The organism is Comamonas granuli NBRC 101663, assembly GCF_000739995.1.
Taxonomy (GTDB): domain Bacteria; phylum Pseudomonadota; class Gammaproteobacteria; order Burkholderiales; family Burkholderiaceae_C; genus Simplicispira; species Simplicispira granuli.
In genome coordinates this window covers 116,274-132,559 of record NZ_BBJX01000006.1, presented here as the reverse complement: position 1 = coordinate 132,559, position 16,286 = coordinate 116,274, and the positions used below count along the sequence as shown (strand labels likewise).

The following is a 16,286-nucleotide window of genomic DNA, read 5'->3' as shown; positions in this document are numbered from 1 at the left end:
TAAACCGGTCCGCGCTCCCGCCTCAGCCCAGGCGCACGGGAATGAAGATTTTCTCGCTGTCGCGCGCGATGAGCAGCGCCACCGACGAACCGGCATGGGCCACGGTACTGCGCACCTGCTCAACGCCCTGCACGGGCGTGCCGTTGATGGCCAGCAGCACGTCGCCCGGCTGTACACCGGCCATGGCAGCGGGGCCGCGCACGTCCTCGATCACGAGGCCTGCACCCACACCGGCGGCACGCGCTTCCGCGGGGGCCAGCGGCCGCAGCGCCAGGCCCAGCCGCCCCTGGCCCACGGCAGCATCGCCGCGCTCTGCCACACGGGCTTGGTCGCTGGCGTCGCCGAGCGTGGCGTTCAGGGTGGTGGCCCGGCCCTGGCGCCAGACTTCGAGCTCCAGCTTCTCGCCTGGCGCGGCCTGGCCGATGAAAGCGGGCAGATCTCCGGACGCCACAATGGCCTGGCTGCCGATCCGCAGAATCACATCGCCGGCGCGCAGTCCGGCCTTGTCGGCCGGGCCGCCAGGCTCGACGCTGGAGACCAGCGCCCCGGCAGGGCGCGGCAGCTCGAAGGAATCGGCAAAGGCCTGGTTCACCTCCTGCACGGCGACCCCCAGACGCGCATGGCGCGCATGACCGGTCTGCCGGACCTGCTGCTCGACGCGCGTCGCCACCTCGATGGGAATGGCGAACGACAGCCCCTGGAAGCCCCCGGAGCGGCTGTAGATCTGGGCATTGATGCCCACCACCTCGCCGCGTGCATTGAACAGGGGACCGCCCGAGTTGCCGGGGTTCACCGCCGCATCGGTCTGGATGAAGGGCACCAGGCTGTCGTCGGGCAAGCTGCGGCCCTTGGCACTGACCACGCCCGCGGTGACGGTGTTCTCAAAACCAAAGGGCGAGCCAATGGCCAGCACCCATTCGCCCACCTGCAGGTCCTGCGAGCGCCCCAGTTGCACCGTGGGCAGGTTCTTGGCGTCGATCTTCAGCACGGCAATGTCGGTCTTGGGATCGGCGCCCAGCACCTTGGCGCGGAACTCGCGCCGGTCCGTGAGCTTGACGGTGACGTCGCTGGCGCCCTGGACCACGTGGGCATTGGTCAGAACGATGCCATTGGCATCGATGATGAAGCCCGAACCCTGGCCGCGCAGGGGCACGGCCGCGCCGTCCCGCCCGTCCATGCCCGGCAGGCCGAAACGGCGCAACAGCTCGGGCCAGGGGCTGTCCGGGTCCAGGCCGGGCATGCCGCTGCCGGCCGAATCGCCCTGCGCCTGGGCGCCGGAGACCTTGCGCATGCCGCTGACGCTGATGTTGACCACCGCCGGGCCATACAAGGCGGTGACGCGCGAAAAATCCGGCAATCCGCTCCCCACGGCCAGGGGCGGCGCCGCAACAGGCGCAGCGGCGGCCGGGAGTTCGTGCGGCGTGCGCGCCGCATGGGCCGTGACATAGCCCGCGCCCGCGGCGCCCAAGGCGCCCGAGGCCAGCACGGCGACCAGCCAGCGGCGCGAGGAATTGTTGAGCGTGTTCATGGCGTGCCTTTCCACAAGGTGATGCTGATGCAAGGGCAGTGTGCGCGGCAACACTTAGGCCTGGCTGAAGGCCCTGGCGGGGCCGCCCCCCGCCCCCCGGCACGGGCCCGGAGGAACGCGCAGGCAAAGCAAAGGGCCGCACGTTCGGAGAACGGTGCGGCCCTGGATGTGGTGCCGATTGTCGGGATCGAACTGACGACCTACCGCTTACAAGGCGGTTGCTCTACCACTGAGCTAAATCGGCGTGGCCGGTATTGTAGCGGCGCCCCAGCGGCTTATTTGACGCGCTTGAGCGCGGGGCGCGTGGGCTGCGTCGGCGGGCTGGGCGGTGGGTCCTGTGGGGGCTCCTCGCCTGGCGCGGCGGCAGGCTCGCTGCTCACGAGTTGCACCACGCGCGCCGGGTCGCCACTGGCAGGCTCCGGCGCCACCGGCTGTGCCGTCTGAGGGCTGGTCTCCGGCGGAAAAGCCATGCCCTGCCCGTTCTCGCGCGCATAAATGGCCAGCACCCGGTCCACCGGCACCACGATGTCGCGCGCTACGCCGCCGAAACGGGCCTTGAAACTGATGTAGTCATTGCCCAGTTGCAGGCTGCCCGTGGCATCGAAGCCCACGTTGAGCACGATTTCACCGCCGTTCACGTACTCCCGGGGCACCTGCACGGATTCGTCCACACGCACGGCGATGTAGGGCGTGAGGCCGTTGTCGGTGCACCATTCGTGCAACGCACGGATCAGGTAGGGGCGCGTGGAGGTGGTTTCCTGGTCGTTCATTGCGGGTGGAACTGCGATGGCTTCGGGGGGGGGCGGTACGGCCCGGCGGGCGCGGGGCCGTCTGGGGCTTACTTGCGCATGACCTTTTCCGAGGGCGTGAGCGCCTCGATGTAGGCCGGGCGCGAAAAGATGCGCTCGGCGTACTTGAGCAGGGGGGCGGCATTCTTGCTCAGTTCGATGCCGTAGTAGTCCAGGCGCCAGAGCAGCGGCGCGATGGCCACGTCCAGCATGGAGAAGTTCTCGCCCAGCATGTATTTGTTTTTCAGAAACACCGGGGCGAGCTGGGTCAGGCGGTCGCGGATGTGCGCGCGGGCCTTTTCCAGGGCTTTCTCGTTGCTCTTGGTGGCGCGCGACTCCAGCGTGCTGACGTGGACGAACAGTTCCTTCTCGAAGTTGAGCAGGAACAGGCGTACGCGGGCGCGGTCCACCGGATCCCCGGGCATGAGCTGGGGATGGGGGAAACGCTCGTCGATGTACTCGTTGATGATGTTGGACTCGTACAGGATGAGGTCGCGCTCCACGAGGATGGGCACCTGGCCGTACGGGTTCATCACGCTGATGTCTTCGGGCTTGTTGTAGAGGTCCACGTCGCGGATTTCGAAATCCATGCCTTTTTCGAACAGCACGAAGCGGCAGCGGTGGGAGAAGGGGCAGGTGGTTCCCGAATAAAGCACCATCATGGCAAGTAGCTCCTAAAAACCAAAGGAGTGGAACGCATGCACGCGTCCACTCCGCAAAGGATGGGCCGCGCCCGAAGGCGCGGCGGGGGCAAGGCTGGGGGCCTTACTTGACGTCTTTCCAGAAAGCGGCGTTGAGCCTCCAGGCGAGGAACGTGGTCACGAACAGGAAAGCCAGCACCCAGATGCCGATACGCACGCGGGTATTCTGGGCCGGCTCGCCCATCCACTGCAGGTAGCCGACGAGGTCCGCCACGGCAGCGTCGTATTCCTGCGCGCTCATCTTGCCAGGTGTGACTTGCTCGTAGCCCTTGAAGGCATGGGTGGTCTCGTCGAAGGTGGCGCGGCGCTCACCCTGCAGCTCCCACAGCGCGTGCGGCATGCCCACGTTGGGGAACAGCACGTTGTTCCAGCCCGTGGCCTTGGCGTCATCGCGGTAGAAGGAGCGCAGGAAGGTGTAGAGATAGTCAGCGCCGGTGCCACCATGGCCCGCACGCGAGCGCGCGATCACGGTCAGGTCGGGCGGGTTGGCGCCGAACCAATCCTTGGCCTGCTTGGGATCGATGGTGGCCTTCATGGTGTCACCGATCTTGTCCGTGGTCAGCAGCAGGTTGTCCTTGATCTGCTGCTCGGTCAGGCCGATGTCCTGGAGGCGGTTGTAGCGCATGAAGGCGGCCGAGTGGCAGCCCAGGCAGTAGTTGACGAACAGCTTGGCGCCGTTCTGCAGGGCCGGCAGGTCATTGGTCTTGTTGGGCGCCTTGTCCCAGGCAATGGTGGCGCCGCCGGCGGCATGGGCCGCGCCAGCAACCAGGCCCAGAGCCGCAATGAACGAGAGGATGATTTTTTTCATGGTGGGTTGACTCCGGCTCAATGCGCTTGGTAGATGACACGGTCGGGCACGGGCTTGGGCTCCCCCTTGGCGCTCCACCAGGGCATCAGCAGGAAGAAGCCGAAGTAGATCAGCGTGCCAAGCTGCGAGACGCGCTCGCCCACGGGAGACGGAGGCTGCACGCCCAGGTAGGCCAGGATCACGAAGTTGACCACGAACACGGCGTACACGTACTTGTGCCAGGTCGGGCGGTAGCGGATGGAGCGCGCCGGGCTGCAGTCGAGCCAGGGCAGGAAGAACAGGATGATCACGGCGCCGCCCATGACCACCACGCCCCAGAACTTGGCGTCGATGGCAAGCATGAGGGCCACGGTGACGGCCGCGGCCACGGCGATGAGGCCCTTGAAGATGCCGGGCAGTTTGGCCTTGAAGACACCGAAGGCCGCGCCCAGCACCACGCAGGCCACGAGCACGTACACCATTTCGGTGGTGATGGCGCGCAGCATGGAGTAGAACGGCGTGAAGTACCACACCGGGGCGATGTGCGCCGGCGTGACCAGGGGATCGGCCGGGATGAAGTTGTTGTACTCCAGGAAGTAGCCGCCGGCTTCAGGCGCAAAGAAGATCACGGCCGTGAAGACGATCAGGAACACGCACACGCCAAGGATGTCGTGCACCGTGTAGTAGGGGTGGAACGGAATGCCGTCGGTCGGAGCGGTCGGCGACCAGCGGTTGCCCTTGGGGCCCTTCTTGATCTCGATGCCGTCGGGGTTGTTGGAGCCCACGTCGTGCAGCGCCAGTAGGTGGGCCACCACCAGGCCCAGCAGCACCAGCGGCACGGCGATGACGTGGAAGCTGAAGAAGCGGTTCAGCGTGGCGTCGGACACCACGTAGTCGCCGCGGATCAGCAGGGCCAGGTCAGGGCCGATGAAGGGGATGGCGGAGAACAGGTTCACGATCACCTGGGCGCCCCAGTAGGACATCTGACCCCAGGGCAGCAGGTAGCCCATGAAGGCCTCGCCCATGAGCGCCAGGAAGATGGCGCAGCCAAAGATCCAGACCAGCTCGCGCGGCTTGCGGTAGCTGCCGTACAGCAGGCCGCGGAACATGTGCAGGTACACCACGATGAAGAACGCCGAGGCGCCCGTGGAGTGCATGTAGCGGATCAGCCAGCCCCAGGGCACGTCGCGCATGATGTACTCGACCGACTCGAAGGCCTTGGCGGCGTCGGGCTTGTAGTGCATCACGAGGAAGATGCCGGTGACGATCTGGATCACCAGCACCAGCAGGGCGAGCGAACCGAAGATGTACCAGAAGTTGAAGTTCTTGGGTGCGTAGTACTCCGACATGTGGACGCGGTAGGCGTCGAACATGGTCGGAAAGCGGTTCTCAAACCAGTTGGTGAGCTTGGCGCCCGCCGAGGCGTTGGGGGAGATTTCCTTGAATTCGGCCATGGTGGGGTCCTCGATTAGGCTTTCTTGTCTTCACCGATGAGCAGGCGCGTGTCCGACAGGTACATGTGCGGGGGAATTTCGAGGTTGTCGGGCGAAGGCTTGTTCTTGAACACGCGGCCGGCCAGGTCGAAGGTGGAGCCATGGCAGGGGCAGAGGAAGCCGCCCTTCCAGTCGTCGGGCAGCGAAGGCTGGGGACCGGGGGTGTATTTTTCGGTCGGCGAGCAGCCCAGGTGCGGGCAGATGCCCACGGCCACGAGGATCTCGGGCTTGATGGAGCGGTGCTCGTTGCGCGCGTAGGGGGGCGTGAATTCGTCGGGCTTGCGCTCGGACTTGGGGTCGGCCAGCTGATTGTCGAGCGAGGGCAGATCGGCGATCTGCTCGGGCGTGCGCTTGATGATCCAGACGGGCTTGCCGCGCCACTCGGCGATGATGCGCTCACCAGGCTTGAGCTGAGAGATGTCCACCTCGATCGCAGCGCCGGCGGCTTTGGCCTTTTCCGACGGCTGGAAGGTACTCACGAAAGGAACGGCGGTTGCCACGCCGCCCACGGCGCCCGCGCAGCCGGTCGCGATCAGCCACGTCCTTTTGCTGGAGTCGATTGGAGTGTCACTCATGGGGGTCCTCGATGAACATCGCTATGGTTGGGTCAACCGTAAATTGTAGCGGAGTGCCAAGAAAGGGCCGGGACAATCTGGCGCGTCATTGACCTGCATCGAACTCTGCGTGCGGTCGTGTTGTGCGTGATACTTGCAGCTTTCCCACTTCAAGGACACATCCATGGGCATGCTGCAAGAATTCCGCGAATTCGCCATCAAGGGCAACGTCATCGATCTGGCCGTGGGTGTGATCATCGGCGGGGCATTTGGCAAGATCGTCGATTCCGTCGTCTCCGACCTCATCATGCCGGTGGTGGGCCTGGTGTTCGGCAAGCTCGATTTCTCCAACCTGTTCGTCGTGCTCGGCACGGTGCCTGAGGGCACGGCGCGCACGCTCGATGCGCTCAAGAAAGCGGGCGTGCCCGTCTTTGCCTACGGCAACTTCGTCACCGTGGCGGTGAATTTCTTCATCCTGGCGTTCATCATCTTCATGATGATCAAGCAGATCAACCGGCTCAAGCGCGAAGCCCCGGCCGCCGCGCCCGCGCCGGTCGAGCCGGCGCCCACGCCCGAGGACATCGTGCTGCTGCGCGAAATCCGCGACAGCCTCAAGCGCTGATCAGCCCGCCACCAGGCGGCGCGCCATGCGCACCGCCTCGATGAGGCTGGAGGCATCGGCCACGCCCTGGCCGGCGATGTCGAAGGCCGTGCCATGGTCCGGGCTGGTGCGCACCAGGGGCAGGCCCAGGGTGACGTTCACGCCCTTGTCCACGCCCAGGTATTTCACCGGGATGAGGCCCTGGTCGTGGTACATGGCCACGACGGCATCGAATTCGCCCGGATGCCCCGGGGCATGGCGTGCGCGCATGAACACGGTGTCGGGCGCGTAGGGGCCATGGGCGTCCACGCCCTCGGCGCGGGCCTGGGCCACGGCCGGGGCGATCACCTCGATTTCCTCGCGGCCGAACAGGCCACCCTCGCCCGCATGCGGATTGAGCCCGGCCACGGCGATGCGCGGTGCCCGCCCCAGGCTGCGCGCGAGCGCGGCATGCGCGATGCGCAACGTCTGCAGCACATTGGCGGGCGTGACCGCCGCGATGGCGTCGCGCAGCGACACATGGATGCTCACCAGCACCGTGCGCAGCTCGTCGCTGGCGAGCATCATGCGCACCGGCATGTCGGCCAGGGCCACGCCCGCGTGCCGCGCCGCCTCGGCCTGCAGCAGCTCCGTGTGCCCCGGGTAGTCCACCCCCGCCGCGGCCAGCGCCTCCTTGTGCAGCGGCGCCGTGACCAGCGCCGCCACCTCCCCGCGCAGCGCCGCGCGCGCGGCCCACAGCACGCAGTCGGCGGCCGCGCGCCCTGCCCCGGCCGTCACCTGCCCCCAGGGCGGCGGGCCGGGCAGGCCGGGCAGCGCCAGCACGGGCAGACAGCGCGGCGGCACCTGTGCGGCGTCGCGCGCCGCGTCCAGCAGCGCCACGGGCAGCTCGGGCTGGCCGGGCTGGCCGGGCCCGGCGATGCACGCCGCCGCACGGCGCAGCGTCGCCAGCTCGCCCACGGCAAAGCAGCCGCGCAGCACCTCGGGGGCATCGCGGAAGGCCTTGGCGACGATCTCGGGGCCGATACCCGCAGGATCGCCCTGGGTGATGGCAATGGGAAGCATGGCGGCAGTATTCATAGGAAAAATGGCTGTAGCGCCCTGTGGTTAAGCGCTACCAGCTATCAAAACAGGAGTTTCAAGCCGGATTGGCGATGTCGATGAAGCGGTGCTCCAGGCCCCACTGCGCCGCCACCTGCGCCGCGACGGCCGGCGCGCCGTAGCGTTCGGTCGCGTGGTGGCCCGCGGCCAGAAAGGCGACGCCGCACTCGCGCGCCAGATGCGCCTGGGGCTCGGAGATCTCGCCGGTGAGGAAGGCATCGGCCCCGGCGGCGATGGCCGCCTCGAAGTAGCCCTGGGCTCCACCGCTGCACCAGGCCACGCGGCGGATGGGCCGCCCGGGCTCGCCCTCCACCAGGGTCACGGGGCGGCCCAGCACCTGCTCCACGTGGCGTGCCAGCGCTGCCGCATGGTCGTAGGCCGCGCGGCCCGCAAAGCCCAGCTCCTGCTCGCCAAAGCGCGCCTCGGCCGTGAAGCCCAGCTCGGCACCCAGGCGCGCGTTGTTGCCCAGCTCGGGGTGGGCGTCCAGCGGCAGGTGGTAGGCAAAGAGGTTGATGTCGTGCGCCAGCAGGCGCTGCAGGCGCTCTTTCATCCAGCCGGTGACGCGGCCGTCCTGCCCGCGCCAGAACAGGCCGTGGTGCACGAAGATGGCGTCGGCCTGCGCGGCGATGGCGGCGTCGATCAGGGCGCGGCTGGCCGTCACGCCGCTGACGATGCGCGCCACCGCGCGCTTGCCTTCGACCTGCAGGCCGTTGGGTCCGTAGTCCTTGAAGCGCTCGGGCTGCAAGAGCGCATCGAAGGACTGCAACAGGGTGTCTCGGGATAGGGGCATGTATGTATTGTCCTGCCTGGCGCGCACGGGCGCTTGCGCCACAATAGTGCCCGCACTGCATTTATTCCAGACACCCCCATGAAACGCCTCTGGCTGCTGTTTTCGCAAACCGTGACGGTGCTCGTCGCGGCCTACTTCGTCGTGGCCACGCTCCAGCCCGACTGGATCCGCAGGGGCATAGGCCGCCCGGGTGCGGTGCCTGCGCTCATCGAGGCGGCGCCCAATGCGGCGGGCCACGTACCGGCCGGCAGCCTGAGCAGCGCCGCGCGCAAGGCCGCGCCGGCCGTGGTGAGCATCAACACCAGCAAGGCGCCGGTGCGCGATCCGCGCAGCAGCGACCCGTGGTTCCGCTTCTTCTTCGGCGACATGGGCAGCGAACCCCAGGTCGGGCTGGGCAGCGGCGTCATCGTCAGCCCCGACGGCTACATCCTGACGAACAACCACGTCGTCGAGGGTGCCGACGAGATCGAGGTGACGCTCTCCGACAGCCGCCACGCGCGCGCGCGCACCATCGGCACCGACCCGGAGACCGACCTGGCCATCCTCAAGATCGAGCTGGACAAGCTGCCCGTCATCGTGCTGGGCAATTCCGACGAGCTGGCGGTGGGCGACATCGTGCTTGCCATCGGCAACCCCTTCGGCGTGGGCCAGACGGTGACCAGCGGCATCGTCAGTGCGCTGGGCCGCAGCCAGTTGGGCATCAACACCTTCGAGAACTTCATCCAGACCGACGCCGCCATCAACCCCGGCAATTCGGGCGGCGCGCTCGTGGACGTGGACGGCAACCTCATGGGCATCAACACGGCCATTTACTCCCGCTCGGGCGGCAGCCTGGGCATCGGCTTCGCCATCCCCATGTCCACGGCGCGCATGGTGCTCGACGGCATCGTGCGCGAGGGCAAGGTCACGCGCGGCTGGATCGGCGTGGAGCCGGGCGAACTCTCGCCCGAGCTGGCCGAGACCTTTGGCGTCAAGGCGACCTCGGGCGTCATCATCACCGGCGTGCTGCAGGACGGTCCGGCCGCCCTGGGCGGCGTGCGGCCCGGCGACGTGATCGTGGAGGTGGCGGGCAAGCCCGTGGGCAATGTGGCCGCCCTGCTGTCGGCCGTGGCGGCCCTGCGCCCAGGCATGCCGGCGCAATTCCAGGTGCAGCGCGGCAACAGCGTCATCGCCCTGCAGCTGACCCCCGACGTGCGGCCCCAGCCGCGGCGCACGCGCCAGCGCTGAGCGGGCCGCGGCGCTCAGGCGGCCGGGGGCTCCTGCTGCTCCCCGGGCGCCTGTGTGTGCCGCACGAAGAGCTGCGCCGCCCAGATGCCGATCTCGTAGAGCAGGCACATGGGCACGGCCAGCGCCAGTTGGGAGATCACGTCGGGCGGCGTCACCACGGCAGCGACGATGAAGGCCACGACGATGAAGTAGCCGCGGAAGGACTTGAGCTTGGCGACCTCCACGATGCCAAAGCGCACGAGCAGCACCACCACGATGGGCACCTGGAACGCCAGGCCAAAAGCCAGGTAGAGCGACAGGATGGACTCCACGTAGGAGGCGATGTCCGGCGTGGCGGCCACGCTGGCCGGCGTGAAGCCCTGGATGAAGGCGAACATCTTGTCGAGCACGAAGAACTGCACGAAGGCGATGCCCGTGTAGGCCAGCAGGCTGCCGAAGACGATGAGCGGCAGCACGAATTTCTTTTCGTGGCTGTAGAGCCCGGGCGCCACGAACGCCCAGATCTGGTAGATCAGCCAGGGCAGCGCCAGCAGCACCGCCACGAGCATCAGCACCTTGAGCGGCACGAAGAAGGGCGAGAACACTCCGACGGCGATGAGCTTGGCGTCGGGCGGCATGTGCGCGCGGATGGGCCGCGCGATGAAGTCGATGAGCCCGTTGGGGCCGGGCCAGATGGCCAGCAGACCGACGGCGGCGAAGATGCCGTAGATGCAGTAGAGCAGGCGGTCACGCAGCTCGATGAGGTGCTGCACGAAAGGCTGCTCGGTGCCTGCGAGTTCGTCGTCTTGGGATGGTTGCTCGGACATAAAGGTGGTTCGCAGGCCTGCTGCCTCCGCCCCAGCGGCGCTGGCGCCGGAGTCAGCGGTATGAGGAGGGGCGGTGGCGGGCCACGCGCGCCGCGCCGGACTGCACCTTGGTGCGGATGCCGCTGCGCGATTTGTACCACTGGGGCATCGCACCGCGCTTGAGGCGCCAGTTCTTGCGCGGATGGCGGTACACCGGGGCCACGGCGCCCAGGCCCTCGCCGGGCAGCGCGGCGCCGGACTGGCCCGTGGCCTCGGCCCAGTCCTTCTCGAACTCGGCCGCCGTGGTGTGGATGGACTGCTCGACGTCGCGCGCCGCGGTCTCCACCGTCTCCTTCATTTTCTTGAGCTCATCGAGCTCCATGGAGCGGTTGACCTCGGCCTTGACGTCGGCGACGTAGCGCTGGGCCTTGCCCAGCAGCGTGCCCACGGTGCGCGCCACGCGCGGCAGCTTCTCCGGTCCGATGACGATGAGGGCGACCACGCCCACCAGCGCCATCTTGGAAAGGCCGATATCGATCATGCGAGCACGGGCTGCGGCAGAAGGCGGCGGTTCAGCCCTTCTGCTTGGCCTCGACGTCGATGGTGGTCTTCTCGGCGGCCGAGGCGCTGTCCGTCACCTGCCCCGCGGGCGGTATGGTGGGCGCGGCTTCGCTGGTGGCCCCGTCCTTCATGCCATCCTTGAAGCCCTTGACGGCGCCGCCCAGGTCCTGACCGATGTTCTTGAGCTTTTTGGTGCCGAACACCAGCACGACGATCAGCAGCACGATCAGCCAGTGCCAGATGGAAAAAGTACCCATGGAATATCTCCTGATGAATGCAGCCGATTTTAGTCCGTGCCGGACTTCGTGCGGGTTTCAACCCTTGAGCCAGGGTCGTGGTCCGCCCATGACGTGGATGTGCAGGTGGTGCACTTCCTGCCCGCCTTCGGCCCCGGTGTTCGCCACGATGCGAAAGCCCCCGTCCGGATAGGGCCGGCAGCCCTGCTCCAGCGCCAGGCGCGGCGCCAGCGCCATCATGCGGCCCAGCAAGGCCTCGTGCCCGGTGTGCACCTGGGCCATCGAGGGAATATGCAGCTTGGGCACCATGAGGAAATGCACCGGCGCCCAGGGGTGGATGTCGTGGAAGGCAAAGACCTCTTCGTCCTCGTACACCTTGCGGGAGGGGATCTGGCCGGCAATGATCTTGCAGAAAATACAGTTCGGGTCGTGCATGGAGCAGGTGGGGAGTCGGCAATCAGGACGTCACGGCATGGCTCTGGTTCATGGCCACCATGCCGCGCACGATGCGGTAGAGAAACCACAGCGAGATCAGCGACCAGGCGACCCAGCCGGGCAGGAAGAACAGCAGCCACAGCGGCGCCGTGACCAGGTAGAGCACGCCCGCCGTGAGCACGGTGGAGATGCGCCAGGTGAAGTGCGAGGCCTGCCAGGTGCCCTGGGCCTCGCCTTTCTTCACCAGGTCGATGACCAGCGCGACGAGCAGCAGCGCGGCGCTGGGCTGCGCGCCCGGCACCACGGCCGCCACGGCCACGATGAGGTGCAGCACATAGCTCACCCAGCCCCAGGCCTTGAGGCCTTCGGCACGCTGGTCGTCCGCGTCGATGATGTCGCTCATGGCACAGCCCTCCGTTCAGGCATGGGGCCTTGCGGCCTTCTCCGCGATGCCGCTGGTGCCTTCGCGGCGCTCGAGTTCGGCCAGCACGTCGTCGGGGTGCAGGCCGTAGTGGGCCAGCGCCACCATGCTGTGGAACCACAGGTCGGCCACTTCGTAGACCAGCTTGGCCTTGTCGCCGCCGTGCTCCAGGTCCTTGGCGGCGAGGACGACCTCGGTCGCCTCCTCGCCGATCTTCTTCAAAAAGGCGTCCGGCCCCTTGTGCAGCAGCCGCGCCACGTAGCTGGTCGCCGGGTCGGCGCCCAGGCCGGGGCGGCGGCTTTCGATGGTGGCGGCCACGCGGGCCAGGGTTGCGCTGCGCGTCATGGGGTGCGTCACTGGTAAATGGATGCCGGGTCTTTGAGCACCGGGTCGGCCGCCTGCCAGGCGCCGTCCTGCAGCACGTTGAAGAAGCAGCTGTGGCGCCCGGTATGGCAGGCGATGCCGGGCTCGTGGCCGAGCTGGGTGACCTGCAGCAACACCACGTCGCCGTCGCAGTCGGTGCGGATCTCGTGCACGGTCTGCACGTGGCCGGACTCCTCGCCCTTGTACCAGAGCTTGCCGCGCGAGCGGCTGAAGTACACCGCACGGCCCAGCTCTGCCGTCTTGGCCAGGGCCTCGCGGTTCATCCAGGCGAACATCAGCACGTGGCCCGTGCCCTGCTCCTGCGCAATCACGGGCACCAGGCCCTGCGCATCCCATTTCACTTCGTCCAGCCAGTTGCTCATGGCGCTATTGTCGCGGATGCTGCGGCCGGCTTTCAGCGCAGCGCGGGGGCCACGGAGCGCGCCGCCTGCACGGCGCCGGCGCCCACGGCCGCGCCAAAGCGCTTGGCCAGGCGCTCGGCGACGTTCTCGCGGCGCGTGTAGTCGATGATGTCCTCGGCCTTGACGACCTCGCGCGCCACGTAGTCCAGGCTGCCCAGGTGGTCGGCCAGGCCGCGCTCTATGGCCTGCTGGCCGGTCCAGAACAGGCCGCTGAAGGTCTGCTCGTCGCTCTTGAGCCGCTCGCCCCGGCCGGCCTTGACGGCCGCGATGAACTGCGCGTGGATCTGGTCGAGCATGACCTGGGCGAGCGCGCGCTGCTGGTCCGACTGGGGACTGAAGGGGTCCAGGAAGCCCTTGTTCTCGCCCGCGGTGAGCAGGCGGCGCTCGATGCCCAGCTTCTCCATGGTGCCGGTGAAGCCGAAGCCGTCCATGAGCACGCCGATGCTGCCGACGATGCTCGCCTTGTCGACATAGATCTCGTCGGCCGCCGCCGCGATGTAGTAGGCCGCCGAGGCGCAGGTCTCCTCTACCACGGCATAGAGCGGCTTGCCGTGCTTTTGCTTGAGGCGCACGATCTCGTCGTTGATGATGCCCGCCTGCACCGGGCTGCCGCCGGGCGAGTTGATGAGCAGCACCACGGCCTGCGAGCCCGCGTCCTCGAAGGCGCTGCGCATGGCGGCGAGCACGTTGTCGGCGCTGGCGTCGGCGCCCGAGGCGATTTCGCCCTTGATCTCGACCACCGCCGTGTGCGGGGCCGATTTGCTGGTGGTGCCTGCCATTTCGTTGCTCGCCAGGCTCCAGGCCAGCGCCGCAATGAGCAGCAGCCAGGCCAGGCGGAAGAAGTTGCGCCAGCGCCGCGCCGCGCGCTGTTCGGCCAGGGCGGCAAAGGCCAGCTTCTCCAGCACGGCGCGCTCCCAGCCCGGGGCGCCCGGCACGGCCTCTTTTGCTACAGAAGATGTAGCTGGTTGCGCCCATGGATCGGGCGTTGGAAGCGGTTTTTTCTCAAAACCATTGCCCGTGTTCTCTTGGGGGTCGTTCATTTCAGAACTCGAAAGGTTGCAATTGCTTCGCAGTATGCCAGCGCACCACACCCCCGCTTTCGCTCAGGGCGATCTTGACCAGGCTGCCGCGGCAGGGGCCGGCGACGCAGGCCCCGGTGTCCGGCGCGTAGGTGGCACCGTGCGTGGCGCACAGCAGCCAGTGGCCGCTGTGGTCGAAAAAGCGGTTCTCCTGGTAATCCATCTCCATGGGCACATGGGCGCAGCGGTTGAGGTAGGCATGCACCTGGCCCGCGTAGCGCACGGCAAAGGCGCGGCAGTGCTGCCCCTGGTAGAGCACCTCGAAGGGCACGGCCAGGCCGCCGTCCTGCAGGTCGGCGCTGGCGCACAGGGCAATGGCCTGGTCCGGCGCTGCGGCGTCGCTCATGCCTGGGCCTCCAGCCAGCGGTGCAGCTCCGGCACGGAATGCGCCACATGCAGCGGCGCCAGGGCGCCGAAGGTGCCGCTCTCGTGGGCGCCATAGCTCACGCCCACGCTGGGGCAGCCGGCGTTCTGCGCCATCTGCAGGTCGTGCGTGGTGTCGCCGATCATGAGCACGCGCTCGGGCGGCACGCCGAACTCGGCCATGAGTTCCTGCAGCATCAGCGGATGGGGTTTGCCCGCCGTCTCGTCGGCGGTGCGCGAGCTGTCGAACATGCCGCGCAATTGCACCATCTGCAGGACCTGGTCCAGCCCGCGGCGGCTCTTGCCCGTGGCCACGGCCAGCCAGTGGCCGCGCGCGCGCAGACCTTCCAGCATGGGCAGCACGCCCTCGAACAGGCTCAGGTCCTCCTGGTGCTGCAGGTAGTGGTAGCGGTAGCGGTGGGCCAGCTCGGGGTATTTGTCCGGCGGCACGTCGGGCGCGGCATGGGCCAGCGCCTGCGGCAGGGCCATGCCGATGACGTAGGCGGCCGCCTGTTCGCTGGGCATGGCGCCGCCCACGTCGCGCACGGCCTCCTGGATGCTGCGCACGATGATGGCCGTGGAGTCGAACAGCGTGCCATCCCAGTCGAAGGCGATCAGGTCGAAGCGGCGGGCGCGGGAGAGAGGGCTCATGGCTCGGTCGGTACAAAACAGGCCAGATCGGGCGGCAGCGGCGCCAGCAGCTCGGTGCGCTCCCCGGTGGCCGGATGGTCGAACTGCAGGCGCCAGGCATGCAGGAACATGCGCTTGAGGCCCTGGCGCTGCAGGCGGCGGTTGAGATCGAAATCCCCGTATTTTTCATCCCCCGCAATGGGGTGGCCCTGGCTGGCCAGGTGCACGCGGATCTGGTGTGTGCGCCCGGTCTTGATGGTCACCTCCAGCAGCGTGAACGCGGGCAGGCCTTCCTGCGGCCGCGCAGGCTGGCTGCTGCGCACCTTCACCAGCGTGATGGCCCGCATGGCATCGGGGTCCTCGGCGGTGGTCACGCGCACGCGCCGCTCGCCGTCGGGCTGCAGGTATTTGTGCAGCGGCACGTCGATGAGCTTCTTGCGCGCCGGCCACTGGCCGCTCACCAGCGCCAGGTAGGTCTTGCCGGTCTCGCGCTGGCGGAACTGCTCCTGCAGCCGCGTGAGCGCGCTGCGCCGCTTGGCCACGAGCAGGATGCCCGAGGTCTCGCGGTCGAGCCGGTGCACGAGTTCCAGGAAGCGGGCCTGCGGCCGGGCCTGGCGCAATTGCTCGATCACGCCGAAGTCCACGCCGCTGCCCCCGTGCACGGCCGTGCCGGCGGGCTTGTCGATGGCGAGCAGGTGCTCGTCCTCCAGCAGCACGGGGAATTCGCGCGCCGGCGCCGCGCGCCCGGCCGCGGCGACAGCCCGCTCGGGCAGGCGCAGCGGCGGCACGCGCACCTGGTCGCCCGCGCTCACGCGCGCATCGGCGCTGGCGCGGCCCTTGTTGAGGCGCACCTCGCCGCTGCGGATGATGCGGTAGACATGCGTCTTGGGCACGCCCTTGAGCTGGCGCAGCAGGAAATTGTCCAGCCGCTGGCCCGCCGATTCGGCATCGACGGCGATCAGGCGCGCCGCCGGGGGGGACGGATGGGCCGCCCGGTGCGTGGCCGGATTGCCCCCTATAATGTGTGTCACCTGCGCAGTGTTTTGTAAGTGGTTGATTCGTCTGGAGTTTAGTCCACGCGGCCATTTCCCTGTGTGCAGGCAGGTCGATGCCGGCGGGCGTCGCAGCGGCAGATGGCGGGGCATTTCCCCGCCATGGCCAGTGCGGCGCACGGGTGGCTGACACACATTGGAACACCGATACGGAATACCCCATCGGGCAGGCCACCCCACCCGGGCTGCGCCTGCCCAAGGATCGAAGCGAATATGTGGGCACTGGTGATGTGGATCCCAACGCTGTGGCGCAGGCGCCTGCCTGCCCCATGGGCCATGGATTGCATGCCCAAGCCCGTACTGCCTGCGCAAACCGCTGTTTTCAGGGTCGCCAACCAACGCACCCGCAGGCACTTCGCCCCCATCCACGCG

21 protein-coding genes and 1 tRNA gene are annotated in these 16,286 nt (G+C 67.9%); 2 read left to right on the top strand and 20 right to left on the bottom strand.

Annotation, left to right across the window (positions count from 1 at the left end; translation table 11 throughout):
* Positions 1-22: 22 nt before the first annotated feature.
* The 7 genes from CGR01S_RS08155 to petA all read right to left on the bottom strand — a co-directional run bounded on the left by CGR01S_RS08155 (position 23) and on the right by petA (position 5,872).
* Positions 23-1,528 carry a Do family serine endopeptidase gene (locus CGR01S_RS08155; protein WP_042425001.1) on the bottom strand — a complete coding sequence of 502 codons (1,506 nt, stop codon included), beginning with the start codon at positions 1,526-1,528 and terminating at the stop codon, positions 23-25.
* A 169-nt stretch (positions 1,529-1,697) separates the two neighbouring features.
* Positions 1,698-1,772: transfer RNA gene (locus CGR01S_RS08150), tRNA-Thr, on the bottom strand.
* 31 nt (positions 1,773-1,803) lie between these two features.
* On the bottom strand, positions 1,804-2,298 hold the full coding sequence (locus CGR01S_RS08145) for a ClpXP protease specificity-enhancing factor (protein ID WP_042424997.1): 495 nt from the start codon (positions 2,296-2,298) through the stop codon (positions 1,804-1,806).
* A gap of 68 nt (positions 2,299-2,366) precedes the next feature.
* The gene (locus tag CGR01S_RS08140; RefSeq protein ID WP_042424994.1) at positions 2,367-2,978 is read right to left on the bottom strand and encodes a glutathione S-transferase N-terminal domain-containing protein; all 612 of its coding nucleotides are present in this window, start codon (positions 2,976-2,978) and stop codon (positions 2,367-2,369) included.
* Positions 2,979-3,081: 103 nt separating this feature from the next.
* The gene (locus CGR01S_RS08135) at positions 3,082-3,825 is read right to left on the bottom strand and encodes a cytochrome c1 (protein ID WP_042424992.1); all 744 of its coding nucleotides are present in this window, start codon (positions 3,823-3,825) and stop codon (positions 3,082-3,084) included.
* A 17-nt stretch (positions 3,826-3,842) separates the two neighbouring features.
* Positions 3,843-5,258: a cytochrome b gene (locus CGR01S_RS08130; protein ID WP_042424990.1), complete on the bottom strand. Its 1,416-nt coding sequence runs from the start codon at positions 5,256-5,258 to the stop codon at positions 3,843-3,845.
* Between the two features lie 14 nt (positions 5,259-5,272).
* On the bottom strand, positions 5,273-5,872 hold the full coding sequence (gene petA / locus CGR01S_RS08125; RefSeq protein WP_042424987.1) for a ubiquinol-cytochrome c reductase iron-sulfur subunit: 600 nt from the start codon (positions 5,870-5,872) through the stop codon (positions 5,273-5,275).
* A gap of 163 nt (positions 5,873-6,035) precedes the next feature.
* On the opposite strand from petA, the gene mscL reads away from it, so the two are divergent.
* Positions 6,036-6,473, top strand: coding sequence for a large conductance mechanosensitive channel protein MscL (gene mscL / locus CGR01S_RS08120; protein WP_042424985.1), 438 nt, complete (start codon positions 6,036-6,038; stop codon positions 6,471-6,473).
* Here the strand turns inward: mscL and pdxA are convergent, their stop codons facing one another.
* Together pdxA and CGR01S_RS08110 are read right to left on the bottom strand one after the other, a co-directional pair.
* Positions 6,474-7,514 carry a 4-hydroxythreonine-4-phosphate dehydrogenase PdxA gene (gene pdxA, locus CGR01S_RS08115; protein ID WP_439644740.1) on the bottom strand — a complete coding sequence of 347 codons (1,041 nt, stop codon included), beginning with the start codon at positions 7,512-7,514 and terminating at the stop codon, positions 6,474-6,476.
* Positions 7,515-7,587: 73 nt separating this feature from the next.
* Positions 7,588-8,340 (bottom strand): Nif3-like dinuclear metal center hexameric protein, encoded by a 753-nt coding sequence (locus tag CGR01S_RS08110; RefSeq protein WP_042424979.1) that lies wholly within the window; start codon positions 8,338-8,340, stop codon positions 7,588-7,590.
* A gap of 78 nt (positions 8,341-8,418) precedes the next feature.
* Between CGR01S_RS08110 and CGR01S_RS08105 the strand changes: the two genes are divergently transcribed.
* Positions 8,419-9,567 (top strand): trypsin-like peptidase domain-containing protein, encoded by a 1,149-nt coding sequence (locus CGR01S_RS08105; RefSeq protein WP_042424976.1) that lies wholly within the window; start codon positions 8,419-8,421, stop codon positions 9,565-9,567.
* 14 nt (positions 9,568-9,581) lie between these two features.
* On the opposite strand, the gene tatC is transcribed toward CGR01S_RS08105, so the two are convergent.
* From tatC to CGR01S_RS08050, 11 genes are read right to left on the bottom strand one after another with little or no spacing between them, the layout of a single operon-like run.
* On the bottom strand, positions 9,582-10,373 hold the full coding sequence (gene tatC, locus CGR01S_RS08100; RefSeq protein WP_042424971.1) for a twin-arginine translocase subunit TatC: 792 nt from the start codon (positions 10,371-10,373) through the stop codon (positions 9,582-9,584).
* A gap of 52 nt (positions 10,374-10,425) precedes the next feature.
* Complete coding sequence (tatB, locus tag CGR01S_RS08095) at positions 10,426-10,893, bottom strand: Sec-independent protein translocase protein TatB (RefSeq protein ID WP_042424968.1); 468 nt, start codon at positions 10,891-10,893, stop codon at positions 10,426-10,428.
* A gap of 31 nt (positions 10,894-10,924) precedes the next feature.
* Positions 10,925-11,170: a Sec-independent protein translocase subunit TatA gene (tatA, locus tag CGR01S_RS08090; RefSeq protein ID WP_042424965.1), complete on the bottom strand. Its 246-nt coding sequence runs from the start codon at positions 11,168-11,170 to the stop codon at positions 10,925-10,927.
* Positions 11,171-11,227: 57 nt separating this feature from the next.
* Entirely contained in the window at positions 11,228-11,584 is a 357-nt protein-coding gene (locus CGR01S_RS08085) for a histidine triad nucleotide-binding protein (RefSeq protein ID WP_042424962.1), read from the bottom strand.
* A 22-nt stretch (positions 11,585-11,606) separates the two neighbouring features.
* Complete coding sequence (locus tag CGR01S_RS08080) at positions 11,607-11,987, bottom strand: DUF4870 family protein (protein ID WP_042424959.1); 381 nt, start codon at positions 11,985-11,987, stop codon at positions 11,607-11,609.
* A gap of 15 nt (positions 11,988-12,002) precedes the next feature.
* Positions 12,003-12,350 (bottom strand): phosphoribosyl-ATP diphosphatase, encoded by a 348-nt coding sequence (locus CGR01S_RS08075; RefSeq protein WP_042424957.1) that lies wholly within the window; start codon positions 12,348-12,350, stop codon positions 12,003-12,005.
* Between the two features lie 8 nt (positions 12,351-12,358).
* On the bottom strand, positions 12,359-12,751 hold the full coding sequence (hisI, locus tag CGR01S_RS08070) for a phosphoribosyl-AMP cyclohydrolase (RefSeq protein WP_042424954.1): 393 nt from the start codon (positions 12,749-12,751) through the stop codon (positions 12,359-12,361).
* Between the two features lie 32 nt (positions 12,752-12,783).
* Positions 12,784-13,830, bottom strand: coding sequence for a S49 family peptidase (locus CGR01S_RS08065; RefSeq protein ID WP_042424951.1), 1,047 nt, complete (start codon positions 13,828-13,830; stop codon positions 12,784-12,786).
* Between the two features lies 1 nt (position 13,831).
* Positions 13,832-14,215, bottom strand: a complete 384-nt coding sequence (locus CGR01S_RS08060; protein WP_042424948.1) for a Rieske (2Fe-2S) protein — start codon at positions 14,213-14,215, stop codon at positions 13,832-13,834.
* Positions 14,212-14,883: an HAD family hydrolase gene (locus CGR01S_RS08055; RefSeq protein WP_042424946.1), complete on the bottom strand. Its 672-nt coding sequence runs from the start codon at positions 14,881-14,883 to the stop codon at positions 14,212-14,214. The genes CGR01S_RS08060 and CGR01S_RS08055 overlap by 4 nt, the downstream gene beginning before the upstream one ends.
* Positions 14,880-15,893, bottom strand: a complete 1,014-nt coding sequence (locus CGR01S_RS08050; RefSeq protein WP_042424943.1) for an RluA family pseudouridine synthase — start codon at positions 15,891-15,893, stop codon at positions 14,880-14,882. Before CGR01S_RS08050 ends, CGR01S_RS08055 begins: the two co-directional genes overlap by 4 nt.
* Between the last annotated feature and the right edge of the window lie 393 nt (positions 15,894-16,286).